The sequence below is a fragment of the Pasteurella pantherarum genome (assembly GCF_049670885.1).
GTDB lineage: Bacteria > Pseudomonadota > Gammaproteobacteria > Enterobacterales > Pasteurellaceae > Pasteurella.
Window position 1 is genome coordinate 894,207 of sequence record NZ_CP187173.1, and the last position, 22,987, is coordinate 917,193.

A 22,987-nucleotide genomic window follows, 5' to 3' on the forward strand; every position below is an offset into this window, starting at 1 on the left:
CATGGAAGTATCTATTTTTTAACAGGAAACTTTATGAGCCAATTGTTTATTAGTCATTCAAGCCTTGACAATGCACAATCCATCGCCTTGCGTGATTGGTTACGTGAACAAGGTTGGTCTTTATTTTTGGATTTAGATCCCGAACATGGTATTCAGGTTGGGGAAGAATGGCGTAAAAAACTGCGTGATGCCATTGAGGAATGTGAAGCCATGATTTTACTCATGTCTGAACATTGGCTTGCTTCTAAGTATTGTTTGGCAGAATATCACATGGCAGTCACATTAAATAAGCCCTTGTTTCCTTTGGTTATTCGCCCGTTAACACAACAACAAATTCCCCATGCGATTTTAGATAAATGGAATATTGGCTATTTAACCCTCGGCTATCCAACGGTAAAGCTGCATGTTCAATTACCTAATGGTGAGGCAAGTGTGGTGAACTTCAGCCAAACGGGTTTGGAAAGCTTAAAACGTGGGCTGACGTATTCTGGATTACATCCCGAATGCTTTCAATGGCCACCACTTTCGCAATATCATCGTCCACCTAATCCGTATAAAGGCTTAAAACCCTTAGAACAGGAAGATGCAGGAATTTTATTCGGCCGTGATGGGGCAATTAAATCTTTCATGGCAGAACTGCAGCGTTTACGAACCACAACTCAGACTCGTGTTATGATCATTCAAGGGGCGTCTGGTTCAGGGAAATCCTCTTTTTTACGTGCAGGGATTTTGCCTCGCTTAATTCGTCACCCGCAGCATTTTACTGTTTTACCCATTGTTCGCCCCCATGATGCGGTGTTATCTGGGGAAAAAGGGCTCATTGAAGCCTTAGCACAAGGGAGCGAGCACCTCAAACTAGGTTACAGCAAGGCACAACTGAGCCAACTGATTGAAAGCTTATATCAAGCAGATAACCCTGACTTCAACGCAGACGTGTTAACACAATTAGAACAGTTATTGGAAGCATTCATCCAAGCGAATCAACCACAAACCTTTTCGCATGCAACAGGTTCAAGGTCTTCGCCCACCTTGATTTTGCCTTTAGATCAAGCAGAAGAACTCTTTACTGAACAGCATGAACAAACCCAGGTTTTTTTGCAACTCATCGCCCAATTGATTTGCCGCCAAAAAGTCGATTTGCTCTTATTGGCAACCATTCGTACCGATGCCTATGCCGCTTTGCAAGCCTCGCCTGAATTAGAAGGCATTGAGCAGTATCCCTTCTCTTTGCCTCGCATTGCTAAAGGGGCATTCCAACAAATTATTGAAGGTCCCGCTAAACTCTTGGCTAACACCCAAAAACCACTTTGGGTGGATCCTATGTTAACGGATCGCTTATTAAAAGATTTAGAACAAGATGGAGGAAAAGATGCCTTACCATTATTAGCATTTACCCTTGAGCGGTTATATATTGATTATGCGGAAGACGGCAAATTAGAGTTGAAGGAATACCTTACCTTTCAAGATGAAAGCACACAGCAACATTCTGGGCTAGGTGGATTACGCGGGGCGGTGAATATAGCGATTGAAGAAGCGTTACGCAATGCACAAAAAGATCCCCGTATTCCACAAGATCACCAAGCGTGCATGGCATTATTACGCCGTGCTTTTATTCCCGCCTTAGCCAGTATTGATCTCAAAACCCATCGGCCGCACCGTAAAGTGGCCTATTATGATGATATTCCTGAAGATGTCCGCCCACTCATTGATTGCTTGGTGGAAAGCCGCTTACTGACTAAAGATTACCATGCCAGCCTCTCAATAACGCAAGATAAGCAACGCCTCCCTTGCTATAAACGAGGCATTACTATTGAATTAGCACATGAAAGTATTTTACGTCAGTGGCAGGTTTTATCTGAGTGGCTAAAAGAAGATATTGCCGATTTATCCCTGTTAGAAATGTTACAAGTCGAGAGTCTAGCTTGGTTAAACGCTGGAAACGATCCTGAATGGTTGAGATTGAGAGGCGGACGCTTACAAGATGCTGAACGTTTGCAACAAGGGAAATTTCATGCCTATATTACGGAAACCCAACAACAATACCTCAATGCCTGCCGTCAACGAGAAACTGATGAATTAAACAACGTTCGTGAGTTAGCCAACTCGCGTGCCCATGCCTTAAAACGTACAAAATTTGGGCTTGCCCTTTCCTCTTTTTTACTGAGCCTGTCTATTTTGGCATTGCTTTTTGCTTTTGATAAAAAACAAGAAGCCGAACAACAAACGAAAAATTATCAAACAGAATTAAAACGATCGAGGATTTTACTCAAGGAAATTGGGCAAGCCATTCAGTTTTTAAATTTTGATGTACGAGATGTCTTCGAACAATATGTTCCCACTACAAAACAAAGTGGTATTTATGCCCAAATCGAACAATTACGCCAACATTTAGAACAGTATGCTTGCCACAAAGAATTACGGCAATTACGTCAAATTGCCACATCTTATGTCAATCAAGGCAGTTATACTTGGCGATTAGGAGATTTTGAAGGGGCAAAACACTATTATCAACGGGCTTTTGATGATTTTAAACACTTACTCAATCAAAACCCCGATAATCCCAAAGCACAGCAAGATCTTAGTATTGCACATGAAAAACTGGGCAATATTGCTGAAGCACAACACAACCTTAAACTGGCATTGAAACATTATCAAGCGGCGTTTAACATTCGTCAGCACGTGGCGAAACAATATCCGCAAGATCCTTTATTTCAACATCATTTAAGTATTGCCTATAAAAAATTAGGAGATATTTATCATTTACGCCATCGCCCTCAATTAGCCTTAAAGCATTACCAAGCCGCACTAAAAATTGATCAAATGCTCGTTAATGACAAAGAGGTGAACGATAACAATTGGCGTGAGTTAAGCATGTCTTACCATAAGCTTGGTCAATTAATGTTCTCCCAGTCTCGCTATAACAAAGCCTTTGAATACTATCAAATCGCATTTGAATTGACTCAACAACGATTAGCACAAGATCCTGCTAACCAAAAAACCTTACAAGATGTCAGCATTTCTTATGAACATCTCGGTGATGTCAAACAAGCACAGCAAGATTTTCGTCAAGCTCAGGCTTATTACCAAAAAGCTATTGATATTGAACAACAACAAGCAAAACAAGATCCACACAATAGCCGTTTACAACGAAATTTAGCGGTTGCTTATGAAAAAATTGCCGATGTCATTGAAAAACAACATCAGCCTCTTCAAGCAGAGGAATATTACCAAGCCGCCTTCAATATTTTTCAAAAATTAGCGGATGCCTCTCCCAATAACCGCCAAGCCCAGCTCAATTTAGGGATTGCTTATGACAAATTAGGCAATCTTGCCCTCAGCCAAGCACAATTTATCCGTGCACAACATGATTATCAGCACGCCTTTCAGATTTTTGATAGTTTAGTCAAACAAAGCCCTAAAAATAAACGAATGCAACGTTTATTAAGTATGGCACACCATAAATTAGGCAATCTTGCTCAAGCACAAAAAGAGTTTGACACGGCAGAAAAACACTATAAAAGCAGTTTTCACATTCGTTATACGCACTATCTGAAACGCACAGATAATCCGCAAGCACAACAGGATTTAGCCATTTCTTATGAATCTTTAGGAGATATTGCTCATTCAAAACATTATTACACACAAGCCAATTATTACTACCAACAAGCATTGCATTTTTCAGAAGCCTTGTTAATTCAACAACCAGAAAATCAATCTTTGTTTGAAAAGACTATATTATTGCATCAAAAATTAGAGCAAATTTACCAACATTTAAAAGATGATAAACGGATGAAAGAACACCACGAAACCTACATCAAACTTCGGGCTTCTTCCGAGCATTTTTATCCCAAGCCCCCAGAACCGCCCTTACCGCAAGCGGATAAATGAAAAAAAAGCCCAAAACACACCGCACTTTTCAGTATGAGGTGTGTTTTTAACCTAGGTAAAACATTATATACGGTGGGATATCCTCAAAAAGAAAAACCCTTCCATGTTGCCATAGAAGGGTTCGCAAATGCGTTATCTGATTTTACAATCCATTAAACACGTTTGAAGTCGATGTGAACTAATTTTGGTTTGAATGGGTGACGTTGCATAGCTTGTGCTTTAACTGCCACTTCTTTCCCTTCAATCACTAATGTGATCACATCTGTGTAGAATGCATCATGCACTTGTGCATTGTTTAAATCATCGTGGTTTAAGATGATTGAAACAGGTGCTTCGCTACCACCGTAAACGATAGCAGGGATTTGACCATTATGACGCAGGCGGCGGCTCGCACCCTTACCTTGCGCTTGACGAACTTCAGCATTAAATTTAAACATTTTTGCTCTATCTCATAGTAAAAAGTGAAAAAGACAAAAATCGCAGGCGACCCAGCGATTTTCCATAAATTTGCTCAAAGCCTAACTTTGAGAGGCTGAATTATAGTGAATTTATTGGCATAAAGCAAATGCTTATCAAGAATTAATCTGACTTTTTATTAGGTGTTTTCATGAAAAAAGAGGTAGAATGACGCCATCTTTTTTATCTATAAAATATCCTATTTATTGAGTGTATGTAATGGAACTATTAATTTCGTTTTTCTCTGATTATGGCTATTTTGCCGTTTTATTTGTCTTAATTCTTTGTGGCTTTGGCTTACCTATTCCAGAAGATATTACGTTAGTATCTGGTGGGGTCATTGCAGGCTTATACCCTGATGATATTAATGTACACACCATGCTTGCCGTGAGCATGTTTGGGGTTTTAGCGGGTGATTCTTGTATGTATTGGCTTGGTCGCATTTACGGAGCGAAAATCCTACGCTTCCGCTTTATGCGTAAATTAATTACGGTAAACCGATTAAGGCTCGTCAGAGATAAATTTGAACAATATGGTAACCGAGTGTTATTTACTGCACGTTTCTTACCAGGTTTAAGAGCCGTGATTTATATGGTATCAGGGGTTACTCGCCGAGTGAGTTTTACTCGCTTTGTCATTATTGATTTTTTTGCTGCTATTATTTCTGTGCCAATTTGGGTTTACTTGGGCTACTTTGGTGCTCAAAATCTTGATTGGCTACATGAGCAAATTAAAAAAGGTCAAGTTGTGATTTACATCCTTGTCATTGCACTTGCCATCTTCCTATTTTGGAAATGGCGTCAAAACAAAAAAGCCAAGGCAGAACTTAAATAAAAGTGCGGTATAAAAGAAAGCGTTTTGTTAAAAACAAAACGCTTTTTTCTTATGAAGGGTCAATCAACGAATGCCGTTTTCATGTAAGTTAAACGATCTAGATTATTAATATAACGCCCTAATTCTTGCTCTTCTGGTTTATGAAGATAAGGAATCTCACCTAATAGTGGTGCATCAATTTTCTCGCTTAAGACCGAAATCATTTCAGAATAATGTCCTAAACAAGGATTAATCCGATTTGCAATCCAACCTAACAAAGGGAGACCACGCTGCAAAATCGCTTCCATGGTTAGCAAGGCGTGATTAATACACCCTTCTTTAATCCCCACCACTAAAATAACCGGCATTTTTTGTTCTTGCACCCAATCCGCAAAACAATGATGCTTATTTATCGGTGTCAGCCAACCACAAGATCCTTCAACTAAAACGGATTGATATTTAGCATTTAAACGAGATAAATCCGTGTTTAATTTCTCAATCCGAATACGTGTTCCTTCATCGGTAAAAAGTGGCATCGTGCATTTGAACGTGTAGCTATTGATATCTTGATAGCTCAAGATTTCATTGCTTGAATTCATGAGTGTTAACACATCTGAATTATCTTCTGAATCATAATCGCTAACCGGTGCATGAAGACATTCTTTATCGGAATAAATGCCTTCTTCACGAGCAAAAGCCAAGGGTTTATAACCGACAATTTGTATCCCTTTATTTTGTAAGGCCTGTATAATCGCTCGGCTTGCCACCGTTTTACCGACATTCGTATCCGTACCTGTAACAAAAAAACTGCTCATCTTGTCATCTCCCATAAATGATCATTTTGGCATTCTAAAGGAATTGAATTTTTCAAGTTTTGAGCTAACACAAGTTTTTATGCAATTACTTCCTTTGAGTTATGCACGAATGAAATGACCTAACAAACTGCCATCATAGATGCCCTGTTTAATCGCAGAGGTCGCAATCACGGGACTATTCCACTCATATTTCCCCGTAATCACTTCTACTTTGGCATAAACATCGGTTAAATGCTGTTTTAATTGTGTGTTTAAACGCGTTAAGAAAAGATCTTTTGCCCCTAAATAACTGGCACTTAACATCACTTTTTCTGAGCCAAAAATATTGACTAAATTCATTAAAATATAAGCAAGACTGTCTGCTACATGGAACAGAATCTGTTGTGCATTTTCCTCACCAACATTAGCTTTTTCACATAAAAAATCAATTTTTTCTGTGCTATGTAAGGATTCTGTTTCAGGATAAAAATGATGAATCAACGGGTAAATGGCTTTATGCGTAATTTGATTTTTTAATTGATAACGCTCAATATCCGCCAGATCGGGGGAAATGAGTTCCTGTAACGCATTATGTTTTGGCACAATCATACGATTGATACTGCTTCGGGTTTGATAACGATTAGATAACACTTCGCCTTTTAATAACACGCTAAAATTCACGCCATTATCTAATTGCACAAACAACACATTATCACAATTGATCACGCTACCTAAGGCAGACTCTGCCAATAACCAAGTTTGAAAATATTCTGTGATTAAAATTGGGGTTTTAAAGTGAGGGGCGAAAAGGGCTTGTAAATCAATATTTAATTCTGTTTCACCTAATTTTAACAAGTGTCTTTTTTCTCGATCTAACACGCCTCCTACAGCAATAGAAAAGGTAATCAAATGATTAAGTTCTTGTTTGGTATCTTGTAAAAAGGATTGTAAATATTGGGTAAGAACGGGCTCTAATTGCGTCAATTCTTTTGCCGTTAAGGGGTAAGCAACTTGTTTAATTGTACAGCCATCAAGCTCGCTTAAGATAATTTCAAAACGATTTTCAACTAAGGTGGCACATAATGATTGCCAATAAAAAGGAGATACACACAAGCCAATCGCTGGGCGTCCTCGGCTTTCCGTATTTTGCACAGCACGCTCAACAATCAATTTTTCGTTAATTAATTCTCGGGTCAACGCCGTAATGGTTGCGGGAGCTAAAGAAGAAATTTTAGAAAGATCAATACGGGAAATTTCCTCAAACTGTTCAACCAACTGATAAATTTTACCTAATTGTTTTAAACGTAATGGCAACTTATCTTCTTTTCTAATTTTTGGCATAAGACTAAACCTCAAAGAGTTATTTTCTACAACTATTTTTTCTATTTTTATTCTTTTTTTCAAAAAATAGAAAACACTGACATCTCATTCACTTTGAACCGTTAAAAACGCCAGAAATGAAACCTTCACTTATACCAGTTATGATTATAAAAACAAGTTTTTTAATTCAAATATGCGGACTTCTTCACAAAAACAAAATTTTTAATACGTTTTGTTTATTGGCTTAACTTGATGTAAACTATATCCGTTTATTTATTCACAAAAATTTGTTGAAAATTGAGGTTTTTATATGACTAAAGTGGCATCTATTGTTGATGTATTGCAAGGCAACATTGCCATCGGTGAGAAAGTAACCGTACGAGGTTGGATTCGCACTCGCCGAGATTCAAAAGCAGGTCTTTCTTTCCTAGCGATTTATGACGGTTCTTGTTTCGATCCAATCCAAGCGATTGTGAATAATGATATTGAAAATTACGAATCTGATGTTTTACGTTTAACCACAGGCTGCTCCGTGGTAGTCACGGGTACCATTGTGGAATCCCCTGCTGAAGGTCAAGCTGTTGAGTTACAAGCAGAAACAGTAGAGGTTGCAGGTTGGGTTGAAGATCCAGAAACCTACCCAATGGCAGCCAAACGCCACTCTATTGAATATTTACGTGAAGTGGCACATTTACGCCCTCGCACAAACATTATCGGTGCGGTTGCTCGTGTGCGTCATTGTTTAGCACAAGCCATTCATCGTTTCTTCCATGAACAAGGTTTCTATTGGGTTGCAACTCCGTTAATCACCGCATCGGATACAGAAGGGGCGGGCGAAATGTTCCGTGTATCGACCCTTGATTTAGAAAATCTGCCTCGTGATGAAAAAGGTGCGGTAGATTTTTCACAAGATTTCTTTGGTAAAGAAGCCTTCTTAACGGTATCAGGTCAGTTAAACGGCGAAACTTATGCTTGTGCGTTGAGCAAAATCTATACCTTTGGTCCGACTTTCCGTGCGGAAAACTCAAATACCACCCGTCACCTTGCAGAATTTTGGATGATTGAACCAGAAGTGGCATTTGCTACCCTTGCTGATAATGCAAAATTAGCTGAAGATATGTTGAAATATGTGTTCCGTGCGGTGTTAGCTGAACGCAAAGATGACTTAAAATTCTTCGAAAAACACGTGGATAAAGACGTGATTACCCGTTTAGAAAACTTCATCAACTCCGACTTTGCACAAATTGATTACACTGATGCTATCGATGTATTGCTCAAATCAGGCAAAAAATTCGAATTCCCAGTATCTTGGGGAATTGATTTATCTTCTGAACATGAACGCTATCTTGCGGAAGAACACTTTAAATCCCCAGTGGTGGTAAAAAACTATCCGAAAGACATTAAAGCGTTCTATATGCGTTTAAATGACGACGGCAAAACCGTGGCGGCGATGGACGTTCTTGCCCCTGGCATTGGTGAAATCATCGGGGGTTCTCAACGTGAAGAACGTTTAGACGTTTTAGACAAACGTATGCTCGAAATGGGCTTAAACCCTGAAGATTATTGGTGGTATCGTGATTTACGTCGTTATGGTACAGTGCCTCATTCTGGTTTCGGTTTAGGATTTGAGCGTTTAATCGTGTATGTAACAGGTGTACAAAACATTCGTGATGTGATCCCATTCCCACGTGCACCACGTAACGCAAACTTCTAATTGCACATAATCATATTCCCCTTAAGTCATTAAGGGGAATTTTTTTAGGCAAGTTTATGATTAAGATATTCCGTAAAAAATCTGTTTTTCATTTGCTTGGCATGATCTTTTTATGTGGGTGTCTTATCTTTCTTCTTCGCCTGTTTCCTGCCCCACCTTTAAAACAGCATTTCCCCTATTCCACGGCGGTGTATGATGAAAAACAAACATTGTTACGTTTAACGACAGCCAAAGATGAGAAATACCGCTTATGGGTACCACTTGACCAACTTTCTCCCAAATTGATTGATGCGGTCTTATTTCAAGAAGACGAATGGTTTTATTGGCATTTCGGTGTCAACCCCTATGGGCTATTACGGGGAGCTTGGCAAACCTATGTGTTAGGCAATTCGCCACAAGGTGGGTCAACCATTACCATGCAATTGGCACGTATTTTATGGGATATTGATAGCCGTGGTGTGTTCGGTAAACTTGAACAAATTTTGCGAGCCTTCCAACTGGAACTGCGTTACTCAAAAAAAGACATTTTAGAAGCCTATTTTAACTTTGCCCCTTATGGCAGAAATATTGAAGGAGCAGGCACTGCAAGCCTCATTTATTTTAACAAAGCCAATCAGCAAATTAATTTAGCAGAAGCCATGACCCTTGCGATTTTGCCTAAAAATCCAAATCGTTATATTCGTCATGCCAATGAAAAACTTAACCCTGTCCTTTTTCAGGCTCGTAATCAACTTTACCAACGCTGGCTGATACAGCACCCAGAGGATCAAAAATGGCAAGCGGATTTTCGGCTTAACTATGGTTTGCGGCCATTAGAAAAATTGCCGTTTTTTGCACCGCACTTTGTTGATCAGCTGTTGTTGCAGTATCCTGAACTGCACCAAATTCATAGCACACTCAATTTAACGCAACAACGTTTGATTGAACGTGTCACCGCCCGTTATCTTACTCAACAAAGCACAAAAGGCGTTCAAAATGCGGCAGTGTTGCTAGTGGATAATCGTAATATGGCGGTCAAAGCACTGGTGGGATCGGGTAATTACTTTAATGATAACATTTCAGGGCAAATTAACGGGACAGCCGTTGCCCGTTCTTATGGTTCCATACTTAAACCCTTTGTCTATACTTTAGCCTTTGATCAAGGCTTAGCCCATGGCAGAACCGTATTAAAAGATTTACCGACCGCATTTGGTGATTATCAACCAGAAAATTACGAAGGCAATTTTCTAGGCCCCGTCAGTGTTACCCAAGCCTTGTTACAAAGTCGAAATATTCCCGCTATTGATATGGCAAAACAGCTTTCCCCCGATCTTTATGATGTACTACAACAAGCCGCCATTAATTTGCCGAAAGACAAAAAACATTACGGTTTATCGTTAGTATTAGGTGGGGCAGAAATCAGTATGCAACAGCTGGCTACGCTTTATGCAAGTCTTGCAAATCAAGGGCAATGGCAACCGCTACGTTGGTTAAACCAACAAGCACCACAGACAAGTAAAACCTTATTTAGTGCGGAAAGTGTGGCGATGATGCAGGACATTTTACGCCAAAACAGGCGTCCTGATGTGCATAATAAAGCCATTAAAACTCGCCTGCCTTTATATTGGAAAACGGGCACGTCCAACGGTTTGAGAGATGCATGGACAGCAGGATATTTCGGGCATTACACCCTCATTGTGTGGTTTGGCAATTTTAATAATCAAAATAACCCACATTTTGTCGGTCGCACCCTTGCCACGCCATTATTTCTTCAGCTAGCTGATGCATTAATTGCCATGGAACCGCAAATGCAAGATCCCAATAACACAGAAGGGTTGAATATCAAAGAGGTGTTGGTGTGTGCAGCAGATGGACAGTTACCTAATCAATATTGTCCGCATCAAGTCAAAACATTATTCATACCGGGTAAATCCCCTATTAAAGTCAGCCAACTCTATCGGGCATTTCAGGTGATCAAAGACACTGATATGCTCGCTTGTCAGCCTTATCACGACACAGAAACCACAGAAAAAATTTACGAAATCTGGTCCAGTGATTTTCAACAATTATTTGCTCAAGCAGGCATCATAAAACGTTCGCCCTTAACCAACCCAGCTTGTCCTTATGAACAACACACACAGGCACTACAAGCCTTATATGAAAATAACCCCCGTATTACTTCGCCGATGACACAGCGTGATTATTACCTCAAATCCCAATCGGCTCAAAACGGCATTGCCTTGTCTGCCATTGCGGCGGGGGATGTTCACTCCTTGTTTTGGTTTATCAACCATGCGTTTGTGGGTGAAAGTTTGCCCACAAAACCTTTCATTTGGCAACCGACCGCCTCGGGGCAATATCAAATTTCCGTGGTGGATGATCAAGGCAGAAGTGCCAGTGTGTCAATCACTGTGCAGCCTCAACATTTTTAAAAAAGACCGTGGGTTTATACGGTCTTTACTCATTGGGGATTCCAAAACTTTTCAAAAATAGACCGCACTTTGTAACCCCATGATAAACAGCATAGCGTTAAAAAACAGATTAAAAATGATCTAGTCCATATTGGTACAAGGCATTTTTTTTATAGCCATACAACTCAGACACAATAGCAGCCGCTTTTTTCAAAGGAAGCTCTTGGCTCATTAATTTAAGGGCCTTCACAGCTTGTGGGCTAATTTCCTTTTCTTCTTGTTTCGGGCTACCCTCAATAATCAGTACCATTTCACCTTTAGTACGATTAGGATCTTCTTGTAACCAAGTGCGTAAATTCGCCACCGAATCGCCCCGAATGGTTTCCCATGTTTTGGTCATTTCACGAGCCAATACTATGTAGCGTTCTGCCCCAAGCACCTGTTCTACATCCGCTAACGTATCCAAAATACGGTGCGTTGATTCGTAGAAAATCAAAGTTCGTTCTTCTTCCGCCAAGTGTTGTAACTTATCGCATCTTGCTTTACTTTTAGCTGGCAAAAAACCTTCAAAACAAAAACGGTCTGAAGCAATACCCGATGCACAAAGGGCGGTAATGGCTGCACAAGCCCCCGGAATTGGTACAACCTGAATGCCCGCTTGACGACATTGACGCACAAGATGAAAACCAGGATCGTTAATTAAAGGGGTACCAGCATCAGAAATTAAGGCAATATGATTGCCTTGCTGCAATTTTTCCACTAACAAATGGGCTTTTTGTTGTTCATTATGATCATGTAAAGCAAAAAACGGTTTTTTAATGCCATAATGAGCCAACAATAAACCACTATGACGGGTATCTTCGGCGGCAATTAAATCCACGTCTTGCAAAACCGTTAAGGCACGCTGTGTAATATCTTGTAAATTCCCAATTGGCGTGGCGACAATATATAAAATTCCTGATAAATTATTCATTTGATACTTCTTTTATTTGCTTTTAGTAGGTGAGATAAGTAAGATCGTTAGCTATTGTTGTTAACAAACGGAGTAATTATGACTATTCTATTACAACACTTTCATTTTAAAAATCGATTAATGCCTTTTTTATTCACTCTTTTACTGGCAGGCTGTACCAACAGTTTTTTTGGCGGCGGATTAACCAGTCTATTAAAAGAGGATGCGAATGCCAGTTCTGATTTTTATATGAACAAAGTTTACCAAATGCAAGATCAACAAGATCAGCAAACCTATAAACTTTTAGCCGCTCGTGTTTTACTCACCGAAAATAAAGTCCCTCATGCTGAAGCATTACTTGCTGAACTCAAAGAGCTAAACGAAGAACAATTGCTCGATAAGGCGATTATTGAAGCCAATATTTCTGTACTGAAACAAAAAAACACGGTGGCAGAACGTCAATTGCAAAAAATCAATTTAAGCTTGTTAAGTAAATCCCAAATGGCACGTTACTACGATGTGGCAGCCCGTATTGCAGAAAATCGTTATGATGTGATCGAAGCCGTAAAAGCCCGTATTAAAATGGGGCAGCTACTCACCGATGTACAAAGAAAACAAGCCAATATTGACCGCACTTGGAGCTTATTACGCAATGCCAATCGTGGGGTCATCAATAATACAAATGCCAGTGGCAATGTTGAATTAGGCGGATGGTTAACGTTAACTCGTGCTTATAATGATAACTTAAATAATCCAACCCAATTAAGCCAAGCCATTCAACAATGGAAAACTGCTTATCCAACCCACTCTGCCGCTTACTTATTCCCAACAGAATTGCAAAGTTTGTTTAATTTCCAACAAACAAGCTTATCCCAAGTAGCGTTATTGTTGCCATTAAGTGGCAATGCACAACTTATCGGGAATACCGTTAAAACGGGTTTTGATGCGGTGAAAGATGACAGTGTGGCACAAGTTCAAGTCTTTGATACCATGAGTGCACCGATCGACACCGTATTTAATCAAGTTAAACAAGCGGGCATTAAAGCCGTGGTTGGTCCCTTATTAAAACAAAATGTGGACGGCGTGCTCAATAACAGTGGATTGGTGCAAGGATTAGATGTGTTGGCACTGAATTCCACCTCCAACGAAAGAGCCATTAGCCAGCTTTGCTACTATGGTTTATCGCCAGAAGATGAGGCAGAATCTGCCGCAAACAAAATGTGGAAAGATGGTGTGCGTAGCCCACTGGTGTTTGTTCCACAAAACGATTTAGGTCAACGCACCGCTTCTGCCTATAATGTTCGTTGGCAACAATTAGCCGCTACCGATGCCAATATCAAATTCTATAACCAAGCGGCAGACATCAGCTATGCATTGCAAGATAACACAAGTCCAAAGGCTGAAGCTGTTTATATTATTGCGATGAGCGATCAATTAGCTGAAATTAAAACCAACATTGACAATAGTGGACGTGCCATCAAATTATATACCAGTTCACGCAGTCACTCGGCAAATAATGGTCCTGAATACCATTTGTTAATGGAAGGCGTACAATTTAGTGATCTTCCGTTCTTTAAAGACACCACTTCAGCACAATACAAACGTATTGAATCCCTCACAAAAGGAGATTATTCCCTTATGCGTTTATATGCCATGGGAGCTGATGCATGGTTGCTCATTAATCACTTCAACGAATTACGTCAAGTCCCAGGCTATCATATTGATGGTTTAACCGGCAAACTCAGTGCGGGTTCAAATTGTAATATTGAGCGTGATATGACGTGGTTCCAATATCAAAATGGCGGCATTATTCCATTGAACTAAGATGTTCTCATTAAAACGTCAACAAGGGGCGAGATTTGAACAACAAGCTCGCCTCTTTTTAGAATCTCAAGGCATGCGTTTTATTGCTGCAAACCAGTCCTTTAAATGTGGCGAGCTTGATCTCATCATGCAAGATCAATCCACCCTTGTGTTTGTTGAAGTAAGACAACGTAAAAATGATGCCTTCGGTAGTGCTATTGAAAGTGTAGACTGGAAAAAACAACAAAAATGGATCGACGCCGCCTCTCTTTGGCTCGCCCAACAAAACCTCAGTTTAGAAGACACGGATTGCCGTTTCGATTTAGTTGCCTTTGGCAAAACAAGCCAAGACATTGAATGGATTCCCAATTTTCTTGATTAAAAATTATGTTAGAAAAATTAAAAGATTTATATACCGAAAGTATCCAAACTCAAATATCTGCCTCAAGCTTACTGCCTAATGCGATTGTACAAGCCGCACAAGCTATTGTGACGAGTTTGTTACAGGGCAACAAAATTATTGTATGTGGTAATGGACGCTCCTATATTAATGCACAGTTATTGGTCGCCAATTTATTAAATCGTTATGAACTGGCACGCCCAAGCTTTCCTTCCGTGCTACTCAGTCTAGACAGTGCCGTCAATTCTGCCATGATCTTAGATGAAAATAGCGATACCCTCTTCCAACGCCAATTTAATGCCATTGCACAAGAAGGCGATATTTTAGTGGCATTTTCTCCACTTCCTCAGCACGAAGAAATGGTGATTAATACGATTAACAGTGCAGTGAACAAAACCATCAAAGTCATCGTGTTTACAGGGGCAAATAATGATCATATTCAAGGCTTTTTAACAGAAAATGATCTAGAAATCGCCATTCCAGCCATGAAAGAAAGCCGAATTATTGAAGGTCATTGCTTTATTGTAAACACCCTTTGTGAGCTCATTGACCATACGCTATTTTCCCATCCATAACTTGACAACCTCATGGAATTCAACAACACTAGATGCAAAATCAGTGAAAGGAGAACAATATAATGCATATGAATAACATCAAAAAATTAGCCATGATTATCGGCAGTGCCATCCTCTTACAAGGTTGTGTTGCCGCAACCATTGCAGGCACAGCCGCCGTTGCGACCAAAGTCGCCACCGATCCTCGCAGTGTAGGAACACAAATTGATGATGAAACACTTGAGGAAAAAGTACGCTTTGCCATCAATAAAGATGCACAAGTGAAATCTGAAGCACGGATTAATATTGTGTCCTACACAGGACGTGTCCTCCTCATTGGTCAAGCACCGTCAAACAGTGTTTCAGATGTGGCTGAAAGCTTGGCAAAAGGCGTCGAAGGCGTCAGCAATGTTTATAATCAAATTCGTATCCAACCTAATCTCACCTTTGGTCAAATCGCCAAAGACAGCATTATTACCACGGAAGTGAAATCCAAAATGCTCTTAGATGCCCGTGTTAAAACCAGTGATGTGAAAGTCATTACTGAAAATGGCGAAGTTTTCCTAATCGGGAATTTAACCCAAAGCCAAGCCGATGCGGCCGCCGATTTAGCACGTAATATTTCAGGGGTGAAAAAAGTGATTAAGGTAGTGCAATACCTCAATTAACGCCTCTTTTTTACGCACTTATTTGAATGGAAGTGCGGTCGTTTTTAAAAAAATTTCCAAATTATTTAAAAAAGGCAGAATCTACGAATTCTGCCTTATTTTCGCCAAATCTTCTTTCAAATTATCGCTTTCCTTACGCCCTCTTCGCCCGATTTACGCATATGATCCACCCTATTTTGAGGATAAGCTTATTATTGGTGATTAAGCGTCCTTTTTAAGCAAAGACGTTTGATGGTATTTCATTTTTCACAAAATAGGCTAATGTTAAATAAATACCGAAAACCTATCAACATGATGTAGAAGCCAATTGAAGTGGAACAAGTTGGGTAAGAAATAATAGAATGGGGATAAAGAGAAAATCCATAGGGAAAGAGAAAAAAACAAACCCTCGATAGATTAAAACCGAGGGTTTATTAACAGCTTGGGAAAACGAAATTGTATCCCAAGTTATGTTGACTTTAATGGATTAAAGTGCAGATTTTGCTTTTTCAACTAACGCAGCAAAAGCCACTTTGTCGAATACTGCAATATCAGCCAAGATCTTACGATCGATTTCAACAGATGCTTTTTTCAAGCCGTTGATGAATTTGCTGTAAGATAAACCATTTTGACGAGCAGCCGCATTGATACGAGCAATCCATAATTGACGGAATTGACGTTTACGTTGACGGCGGTCACGATATGCATATTGACCAGCTTTAATTACTGCTTGGAACGCAACACGATAAACACGTGAACGAGCACCATAATAACCTTTAGCAGCCTTAAGAACTTTCTTATGGCGTGCTCTTGCAATAACACCACGTTTTACACGAGCCATTATTTAATCTCCTATTGTCTATTGAATCTAAAATATCACTAAATCGTACGAATTGTACTTAAAACGCGGTTTATGCGTATGGTAAGCACGCTACGACTAAAACTTGGTCAGCTTTCGCTACCATGGATTTATGACGTAAATGACGTTTACGCTTAGTTGTCTTTTTAGTCAAAATGTGACGTAAGTGAGATTGTTTACGTTTGAAACCACCAGAAGCTGTTTTCTTGAAACGCTTCGCAGCACCACGTACTGTTTTAATTTTAGGCATTGTTACATAACTCCGCATTGTTTAAGTGAATACTGGATAATTAGGCGAACAAAGTGCGGTCAAAATGTAAAAGATTTTCACCGCACTTTCTTACTTGATCTTTGCACTAATTATTTCTTTTTTGGGGCAAGCACCATAACCGCTTGACGGCCTTCGAGTTTTCCAGGTGCAGATTCTACAACTGAAATCTCTGCTAGATCGTTTTTAACACGCTCTAACACCTCTAAGCCAATGTCTTGGTGAGCCATTTCACGTCCACGGAAGCGAACAGTGATTTTGGCTTTATCCCCATCTTCTAAAAAGCGAATCAGGCTGCGTAGTTTTACCTGATAGTCGCCTTCGTCTGTACCTGGACGGAATTTAATTTCCTTCACCTGTACAACTTTTTGCTTCTTCTTCTGCTCTTTTGCCGCTTTACCTTTTTCATAAAGGAATTTACCGTAATTCATAATGCGACACACTGGCGGCTCTGCATTTGGACTAATCTCAACAAGGTCTAACTCAGCCTGCTCAGCCATTTCTAACGCTTGTTGAATTGAGACAATACCCGCTTGTTCGCCATCTTGGTCAATCAAACGAACTTCTTTCACTCGAATTTCATCATTAATGCGATTCGGACGATTAGCAACTGGTGCTTTTTTTACGGTTTTAATAATCTTATTCCTCTATTGGTTTACATAACATCATCTACTTAGCAGAAGAAGACGATTCGGTGCTCTAACATGAGCAAAACGGGCTGAATTTTACTTGATTTTGTGTGTTTATGCAATAACTAATCTGTTATTTTATTATTAAAATCATACTGATTGCCTTTACCGATAAGGTTTTGGCGTCATGCATGGATCTTGAGATAGGTTTAAGTAGGCTTGTGTGGGTTATCACAACATAAAAATACAATGCGGTTATGAAAACTAACCGCACTGAATCATTTAAGGGATGTTAACATCATTCTTTTCTTAATTTTTCATTTTGAGAATGGAGTTCATGATATTTGTTCGCCGTCGCCTTGAGGGACTTAATCACGTTGTTTTCCAAAGAAACCAAATGATTATTTATTATATTCACAGCCTGTTTTCTGCGATTTACCATATCGTTTCTTAGTGTAGTAGGCATTTCTTTTGTTAGATATGGGATTGATTCTTGTGTTAATGTCGCCAACGTCTTGAACGCTTCACTCCCTTTCGTTTTAATCTCGTCAAAAGCAGGATCGTTAAATTGCAAATTCGTCAATTCATCCGCCACGTCATTCAGTTTCTTAGCCACATCTTCATAGGCTTGAACAATCTCTTTATAGGATGATGAACTGATATCCTGCGGATTTAGTGTTAAAGACTTCATTTTTAGCCCTAATGAACTCATTGAGTGAGCAGAATCATTCGCTCTCTTTCGCCACTCTTGATATTTGTCATAATCCATTTTAGCACTATCATAGAGTGCTTTAGCTTGCTGTTCTGCTGCAATTTGCTCAGGTGATGGTCCCTTAGGCTCACAAGCAAGTAATACACTTAGACTTAACACTAATGTTGCTAATTTGATTATCAATTTCATATTTCACCTCGATGTATAATGATTAAAAAAAATGAGACTAAATGACTTTAGTCTCATTGAATGATGATATTAAACTTCCCCAAATAATTTCAATTCACGGGCATACACTTGTTTTTTGAGCATGTCAGTGAATTCTTCAATGGTGAAGGTACCAAGATCTGCCCCTTTGCGGGTACGTACCGCCACTTTGCCGGCTTCGATTTCTTTATCTCCACACACAAGCATATATGGCACCCGACGTAAGGTATGTTCACGGATTTTGAAACCAATTTTTTCGTTACGTAAATCGGATTTCACACGCAACCCTGCATCAGATAAAGTTTTCACCACCTTTTGCACATATTCCGATTGTGAATCGGTGATATTCATAACAATGGCTTGTGTTGGAGCTAACCATGACGGGAAGAAACCAGCATATTCTTCTGTAATAATCCCGATGAAACGCTCAATAGAGCCTAAAATTGCACGGTGAATCATCACAGGTGTGCGACGGTCATTATCTTCTGCCACATAAGACGCATTTAAGCGACCCGGTAAGGCAAAGTCTAATTGAATAGTGCCACACTGCCATTCACGGTCTAGACAGTCACGCAAGGCAAATTCAATTTTCGGCCCATAGAATGCCCCTTCGCCTTCTTGAATTTCGTATTCTAACCCGTTGTGGCGTAAGGCATTGGCTAAGCCTTCTTCTGCACGGTCCCACATTTCATCTGCACCAATACGTTTTTCTGGACGCGTGGAAAGCTTGACTTGAATATTTTGGAAGCCGAAGGTGCTGTAAATGTCATACACCATTTTGATACAGGACGTCACTTCACTTTCAATTTGGTCTTCCGTACAGAAAATATGAGCGTCATCTTGAGTAAAGCCACGTACACGCATTAAACCGTGTAAGGAACCTGATGGCTCGTTACGGTGGCATGAGCCAAATTCTGCCATACGAATTGGTAAATCACGGTAGGATTTCAAGCCTTGATTGAAAATTTGTACATGACCTGGGCAGTTCATCGGTTTGATGGCATATTCACGGTTTTCAGATTGGGTGGTGAACATTAAATCGCCGTAGTTTTGCCAGTGTCCTGTTTTTTCCCACAACACACGATCCATCATGAATGGACCTTTCACTTCTTGATAATCATATTCTTTTAATTTGGTACGAACGAAGGTTTCCAGTTCACGGAAAATTGTCCAACCATCATTGTGCCAAAACACCATGCCCGGTGCTTCTTCTTGCATATGATATAAATCTAAAGCTTTACCAATTTTACGGTGGTCACGTTTTGCGGCTTCTTCTAAACGGGTCAAATATTCTGCCAGTTGTTTTTTGTCTGCCCAAGCAGTGCCATAGATACGTTGTAACATTTTATTTTTGCTATCACCACGCCAGTATGCTCCTGCCACTTTCATTAATTTAAAGTGGTGGCAAAAACGCATATTCGGCACGTGTGGACCACGACACATATCAATATATTCTTGGTGATGATAAAGTGCTGGCGTATCGCAACGGTCAATATTTTCATCTAAAATCGCCATTTTGTATGGCTCGCCACGGGCTTCAAAGGTATCACGAGCTTCTTGCCAGCTCACCACTTTTTTCACCACATCATAATTGGTTTTCGCAAGCTCAAGCATGCGTTTTTCAAGTGCATCTAAATCCTCTTGGGTTAAAGAGCGGTCTAAATCCACATCATAATAAAAACCGTTGTCGATGGTTGGACCAATTGCCATTTTAACTTGAGGAAACAATTGTTTAATGGCATGACCTAATAAGTGTGCACAAGAATGGCGAATAATTTCTAATCCATCTTCATCTTTTGCCGTAATAATTTCGAGTTTGCTATCTTCAACAATAACATCGCAAGCGTCTTTACGCTCACCATTAACACGTCCAGCAATACAAGCCTTCGCAAGACCTGCACCAATGCTCGCTGCTACATCCATCACAGAAACGGGTTGTTCAAACTGACGCTGTGAACCGTCAGGCAAAGTAATAATTGGCATAAGTTTTCCTTTACAGTGGTAACCCATACGAGAGGTTACTTGTTTTCGCTAAAATTTCTCAAAAATAAACCGCACTTTAGGCTCATTCCTACTCTGAATAAGGCAAAAGTGCGGTGAAAAATTCTATCATATTTGATTGCACTTTGCGATTTTGATTTCACACTTCTCTCTAGGCGTAGTTACCCATGTTTTTCATAAAAGAGAAGTGAAGTCAGCCCTTTTTAGTACCAATTGTTATAAATTACAACGGCAAGTTCTTTGGTTTATGGCATAATTTTGCTTAGTATACGCCAAATATTTTTTGCTTACAGAAAGGAGACTCTATGAAATTCACCACCAAGCTCTCATTAATTGCAACAGGCTTATTGATTGTCAATACCGCTCAAGCGAGCAATAAAACCTTTATCAACTGTGTTAGCCGTGCCCCAAGTAGTTTCAGTCCTGCACTGGTCATGGAAGGCATTTCTTATAACGCAAGCTCCCAACAAGTTTATAACCGTTTAGTAGAGTTTAAACGTGGCTCCACAGATCTTGAACCTGCCTTGGCAGAAAGCTGGCAAATTAGCGATGATGGATTAACCTATACGTTCCATTTACGCAAAGGCGTCAAGTTCCACACCACCAAAGACTATAAGCCAAGCCGTGAATTTAATGCCGATGATGTGATTTTTTCTTTCCATCGCCAGTTAGATAAAAACCACCCTTATCATGCAGTATCAAAAGGAACGTACCCTTATTTCAATGCGATGAAATTCCCGAAATTATTAAAAGCAGTAGAAAAAGTGGACGATCACACCGTTAAAATCACCTTAACGAAACCAGACGCCACTTTTTTAGCTAGCTTAGGCATGGATTTCATTTCCATTTATTCCGCCGAATACGCAGATAAAATGCGACAAGCTGGTACACCAGAAAAAGTGGACACCACCCCAATCGGGACAGGGCCTTTTATCTTCGCAGGTTATCAACTTGAACAAAAAATTCGTTTCTTAGCCAATCCAGATTATTGGAAACCGAAAGCAGAAATTGATCGTCTTATCTTTGATATTGTGCCTGATGCCAGCACACGTTATGCAAAATTACAAGCCGGCACTTGCGATATGATGGATTTTCCGAATACGGCGGATTTAGCCAAAATGAAAAAAGATCCTAAAATTCAGTTAATGTCGAAAGAAGGGCTAAACATTGCTTATATTGCTTTCAATACCGAAAAGGCACCCTTTGACAATGTGAAAGTGCGTCAAGCTTTAAACTATGCCACAGATAAACAAGCGATTATTGATGTGGTTTATCAAGGGGCGGGCGTGATTGCCAAAAACGTATTACCGCCAACGATTTGGAGTTATAACGATGAAGTCAAAGACTATCCGTTTGATCCTGAAAAAGCGAAGCAATTATTGGCAGAAGCGGGTTATCCAAATGGTTTTGAAACCGAAATTTGGGTGCAGCCTGTGGTACGTGCCTCCAATCCAAACCCTCGCCGTATGGCTGAAATCTTACAACGTGATTGGGAAAAAGTTGGCGTAAAAACGAAACTCGTTAGCTATGAATGGGGTGATTATATTAAACGGACGAAAGCTGGTGAGTTGACAGCTGGCACCTATGGTTGGTCTGGTGATAATGGTGATCCTGATAACTTCTTTTCACCGTTATTAGGCAGTGAAAACATTGGTAACAGCAATTATGCCCGTTGGAGCAATCCTGAGTTTGATGCATTGTTAAGCAAAGCCATCAGCTTATCTGATCAAGCAGAACGTGCAGCACTATACAAAAAAGCCCAAGTCATTGCCAAAGAGCAAGCACCTTGGATTACCATTGCTCACTCCATTTCCAATACCCCATTGAGTTTACGTGTGAAAGACTATAAACAAAGCCCATTTGGTTATAGCTACTTCTACGGCACCAAGTTAGCAGACTAACCACATATCACAAAAAAATACCGCACTTTATTTTCAAAAGTGCGGTATTTTTTAACTCTTTTCTCAGGCAATGGGCTAATCTTACTCTTTTTCATTTTCATGTGAAGTGGAAACAATCAAGATTTCTGCTGATAGAGGGAAATAGGATGACAATTGCCTTGTTTATATATAATAAAAGTGAGTATTTTACTCACTTATTATTTCTATATGTTATTTAAACAATAATTTGATTGTTTATTGAGCGATATTAATACATGTTTTGATCGTTACTCTCTGGTAAAAGAAATACAATATTTGTAAACGAAATGATAAAGCCCAAAATACCAAAAGGAATAAGAATAAATAACGCAAGATAAATATCTTTATAAGAAACAAGTAAGCATAAATAAACCAATAAGGTATGAGTGATTAAGATGACATAGATATTTTCTTGAGTATACTTTCTCCAACAGCATAATAGTGCAGTTAAAAATGCAGCCCCCCCTTCAACGCCTGACACCCAAAGACTAAAATCTTGAAATAAAAGAAACTGAATAACAATGGGAAGAATAAAAGCAACGCTAGGGAATCCAAAAATCACCCTAAAGTAAGGATAGTTATAGTTCATTCTTCTGACCTACCTAATTGTCTATTTTATTTACATAATAACAGCCTATATAATAAAACTATTTTTAACATT

19 protein-coding genes are annotated in these 22,987 nt (G+C 39.6%); 9 read left to right on the forward strand and 10 right to left on the reverse strand.

Annotated features, from left to right (window positions below; genetic code table 11):
• The first annotated feature begins 33 nt into the window (after positions 1–33).
• Complete coding sequence (locus ACPEEM_RS04225; protein WP_424407885.1) at positions 34–3,888, forward strand: tetratricopeptide repeat protein; 3,855 nt, start codon at positions 34–36, stop codon at positions 3,886–3,888.
• Between the two features lie 152 nt (positions 3,889–4,040).
• Here ACPEEM_RS04225 and rplY read toward each other — a convergent pair whose 3' ends face one another.
• Complete coding sequence (gene rplY / locus ACPEEM_RS04230; protein ID WP_424403410.1) at positions 4,041–4,325, reverse strand: 50S ribosomal protein L25; 285 nt, start codon at positions 4,323–4,325, stop codon at positions 4,041–4,043.
• 238 nt (positions 4,326–4,563) lie between these two features.
• Here rplY and ACPEEM_RS04235 point away from each other — a divergent pair, with 238 nt between their 5' ends.
• Positions 4,564–5,178 (forward strand): DedA family protein, encoded by a 615-nt coding sequence (locus ACPEEM_RS04235; protein WP_424407887.1) that lies wholly within the window; start codon positions 4,564–4,566, stop codon positions 5,176–5,178.
• Between the two features lie 59 nt (positions 5,179–5,237).
• Here ACPEEM_RS04235 and bioD read toward each other — a convergent pair whose 3' ends face one another.
• A complete protein-coding gene (gene bioD, locus ACPEEM_RS04240) occupies positions 5,238–5,972 on the reverse strand; it encodes a dethiobiotin synthase (RefSeq protein ID WP_424403414.1) in 735 nt (244 codons plus the stop codon).
• A gap of 99 nt (positions 5,973–6,071) precedes the next feature.
• Positions 6,072–7,292, reverse strand: coding sequence for an ROK family protein (locus ACPEEM_RS04245; RefSeq protein ID WP_424407889.1), 1,221 nt, complete (start codon positions 7,290–7,292; stop codon positions 6,072–6,074).
• 289 nt (positions 7,293–7,581) lie between these two features.
• On the opposite strand from ACPEEM_RS04245, the gene asnS reads away from it, so the two are divergent.
• Together asnS and pbpC are read left to right on the forward strand one after the other, a co-directional pair.
• On the forward strand, positions 7,582–8,985 hold the full coding sequence (asnS, locus tag ACPEEM_RS04250) for an asparagine--tRNA ligase (RefSeq protein WP_424407891.1): 1,404 nt from the start codon (positions 7,582–7,584) through the stop codon (positions 8,983–8,985).
• 101 nt (positions 8,986–9,086) lie between these two features.
• On the forward strand, positions 9,087–11,396 hold the full coding sequence (gene pbpC, locus ACPEEM_RS04255) for a penicillin-binding protein 1C (protein WP_424408215.1): 2,310 nt from the start codon (positions 9,087–9,089) through the stop codon (positions 11,394–11,396).
• Positions 11,397–11,505: 109 nt separating this feature from the next.
• Here pbpC and rsmI read toward each other — a convergent pair whose 3' ends face one another.
• Positions 11,506–12,348 (reverse strand): 16S rRNA (cytidine(1402)-2'-O)-methyltransferase, encoded by an 843-nt coding sequence (gene rsmI, locus ACPEEM_RS04260; RefSeq protein WP_424407893.1) that lies wholly within the window; start codon positions 12,346–12,348, stop codon positions 11,506–11,508.
• Between the two features lie 78 nt (positions 12,349–12,426).
• On the opposite strand from rsmI, the gene ACPEEM_RS04265 reads away from it, so the two are divergent.
• The 4 genes from ACPEEM_RS04265 to dolP all read left to right on the forward strand — a co-directional run bounded on the left by ACPEEM_RS04265 (position 12,427) and on the right by dolP (position 15,752).
• Positions 12,427–14,151 carry a penicillin-binding protein activator gene (locus ACPEEM_RS04265; RefSeq protein ID WP_424407895.1) on the forward strand — a complete coding sequence of 575 codons (1,725 nt, stop codon included), beginning with the start codon at positions 12,427–12,429 and terminating at the stop codon, positions 14,149–14,151.
• Position 14,152: 1 nt separating this feature from the next.
• Positions 14,153–14,512: a YraN family protein gene (locus ACPEEM_RS04270; protein ID WP_424405884.1), complete on the forward strand. Its 360-nt coding sequence runs from the start codon at positions 14,153–14,155 to the stop codon at positions 14,510–14,512.
• 5 nt (positions 14,513–14,517) lie between these two features.
• A complete protein-coding gene (locus ACPEEM_RS04275) occupies positions 14,518–15,105 on the forward strand; it encodes a D-sedoheptulose-7-phosphate isomerase (protein ID WP_424403426.1) in 588 nt (195 codons plus the stop codon).
• 62 nt (positions 15,106–15,167) lie between these two features.
• The gene (gene dolP, locus ACPEEM_RS04280) at positions 15,168–15,752 is read left to right on the forward strand and encodes a division/outer membrane stress-associated lipid-binding lipoprotein (RefSeq protein ID WP_424405888.1); all 585 of its coding nucleotides are present in this window, start codon (positions 15,168–15,170) and stop codon (positions 15,750–15,752) included.
• 466 nt (positions 15,753–16,218) lie between these two features.
• On the opposite strand, the gene rplT is transcribed toward dolP, so the two are convergent.
• The 5 genes from rplT to thrS all read right to left on the reverse strand — a co-directional run bounded on the left by rplT (position 16,219) and on the right by thrS (position 20,389).
• A complete protein-coding gene (gene rplT, locus ACPEEM_RS04285) occupies positions 16,219–16,572 on the reverse strand; it encodes a 50S ribosomal protein L20 (protein ID WP_005596075.1) in 354 nt (117 codons plus the stop codon).
• Positions 16,573–16,642: 70 nt separating this feature from the next.
• Positions 16,643–16,840, reverse strand: a complete 198-nt coding sequence (rpmI, locus tag ACPEEM_RS04290) for a 50S ribosomal protein L35 (protein ID WP_005596065.1) — start codon at positions 16,838–16,840, stop codon at positions 16,643–16,645.
• Between the two features lie 110 nt (positions 16,841–16,950).
• Positions 16,951–17,493, reverse strand: coding sequence for a translation initiation factor IF-3 (infC, locus tag ACPEEM_RS04295; RefSeq protein ID WP_424404015.1), 543 nt, complete (start codon positions 17,491–17,493; stop codon positions 16,951–16,953).
• Positions 17,494–17,785: 292 nt separating this feature from the next.
• Positions 17,786–18,388: a hypothetical protein gene (locus tag ACPEEM_RS04300; RefSeq protein WP_424407897.1), complete on the reverse strand. Its 603-nt coding sequence runs from the start codon at positions 18,386–18,388 to the stop codon at positions 17,786–17,788.
• A 69-nt stretch (positions 18,389–18,457) separates the two neighbouring features.
• A complete protein-coding gene (thrS, locus tag ACPEEM_RS04305) occupies positions 18,458–20,389 on the reverse strand; it encodes a threonine--tRNA ligase (protein WP_424407899.1) in 1,932 nt (643 codons plus the stop codon).
• A gap of 323 nt (positions 20,390–20,712) precedes the next feature.
• On the opposite strand from thrS, the gene ACPEEM_RS04310 reads away from it, so the two are divergent.
• The gene (locus ACPEEM_RS04310; protein ID WP_424405890.1) at positions 20,713–22,308 is read left to right on the forward strand and encodes an ABC transporter substrate-binding protein; all 1,596 of its coding nucleotides are present in this window, start codon (positions 20,713–20,715) and stop codon (positions 22,306–22,308) included.
• Positions 22,309–22,555: 247 nt separating this feature from the next.
• On the opposite strand, the gene ACPEEM_RS04315 is transcribed toward ACPEEM_RS04310, so the two are convergent.
• On the reverse strand, positions 22,556–22,915 hold the full coding sequence (locus ACPEEM_RS04315; protein WP_424403436.1) for a hypothetical protein: 360 nt from the start codon (positions 22,913–22,915) through the stop codon (positions 22,556–22,558).
• Between the last annotated feature and the right edge of the window lie 72 nt (positions 22,916–22,987).

What these genes read in the sequence shown, in the direction of transcription:
- bioD (WP_424403414.1), bottom strand. Translation starts at nt 5,972, where the DNA reads ATGAGCAGTTTTTTTGTTACAGGTACGGATACGAATGTCGGTAAAACG.
- ACPEEM_RS04300 (WP_424407897.1), bottom strand. Translation starts at nt 18,388, where the DNA reads ATGAAATTGATAATCAAATTAGCAACATTAGTGTTAAGTCTAAGTGTA.
- ACPEEM_RS04270 (WP_424405884.1), top strand. Translation starts at nt 14,153, where the DNA reads ATGTTCTCATTAAAACGTCAACAAGGGGCGAGATTTGAACAACAAGCT.
- ACPEEM_RS04275 (WP_424403426.1), top strand. Translation starts at nt 14,518, where the DNA reads ATGTTAGAAAAATTAAAAGATTTATATACCGAAAGTATCCAAACTCAA.
- ACPEEM_RS04315 (WP_424403436.1), bottom strand. Translation starts at nt 22,915, where the DNA reads ATGAACTATAACTATCCTTACTTTAGGGTGATTTTTGGATTCCCTAGC.
- thrS (WP_424407899.1), bottom strand. Translation starts at nt 20,389, where the DNA reads ATGCCAATTATTACTTTGCCTGACGGTTCACAGCGTCAGTTTGAACAA.
- ACPEEM_RS04225 (WP_424407885.1), top strand. Translation starts at nt 34, where the DNA reads ATGAGCCAATTGTTTATTAGTCATTCAAGCCTTGACAATGCACAATCC.
- rpmI (WP_005596065.1), bottom strand. Translation starts at nt 16,840, where the DNA reads ATGCCTAAAATTAAAACAGTACGTGGTGCTGCGAAGCGTTTCAAGAAA.
- ACPEEM_RS04245 (WP_424407889.1), bottom strand. Translation starts at nt 7,292, where the DNA reads ATGCCAAAAATTAGAAAAGAAGATAAGTTGCCATTACGTTTAAAACAA.
- pbpC (WP_424408215.1), top strand. Translation starts at nt 9,087, where the DNA reads ATGATCTTTTTATGTGGGTGTCTTATCTTTCTTCTTCGCCTGTTTCCT.
- asnS (WP_424407891.1), top strand. Translation starts at nt 7,582, where the DNA reads ATGACTAAAGTGGCATCTATTGTTGATGTATTGCAAGGCAACATTGCC.
- dolP (WP_424405888.1), top strand. Translation starts at nt 15,168, where the DNA reads ATGCATATGAATAACATCAAAAAATTAGCCATGATTATCGGCAGTGCC.
- rplT (WP_005596075.1), bottom strand. Translation starts at nt 16,572, where the DNA reads ATGGCTCGTGTAAAACGTGGTGTTATTGCAAGAGCACGCCATAAGAAA.
- rsmI (WP_424407893.1), bottom strand. Translation starts at nt 12,348, where the DNA reads ATGAATAATTTATCAGGAATTTTATATATTGTCGCCACGCCAATTGGG.
- rplY (WP_424403410.1), bottom strand. Translation starts at nt 4,325, where the DNA reads ATGTTTAAATTTAATGCTGAAGTTCGTCAAGCGCAAGGTAAGGGTGCG.
- ACPEEM_RS04235 (WP_424407887.1), top strand. Translation starts at nt 4,564, where the DNA reads ATGGAACTATTAATTTCGTTTTTCTCTGATTATGGCTATTTTGCCGTT.
- ACPEEM_RS04265 (WP_424407895.1), top strand. Translation starts at nt 12,427, where the DNA reads ATGACTATTCTATTACAACACTTTCATTTTAAAAATCGATTAATGCCT.
- ACPEEM_RS04310 (WP_424405890.1), top strand. Translation starts at nt 20,713, where the DNA reads ATGAAATTCACCACCAAGCTCTCATTAATTGCAACAGGCTTATTGATT.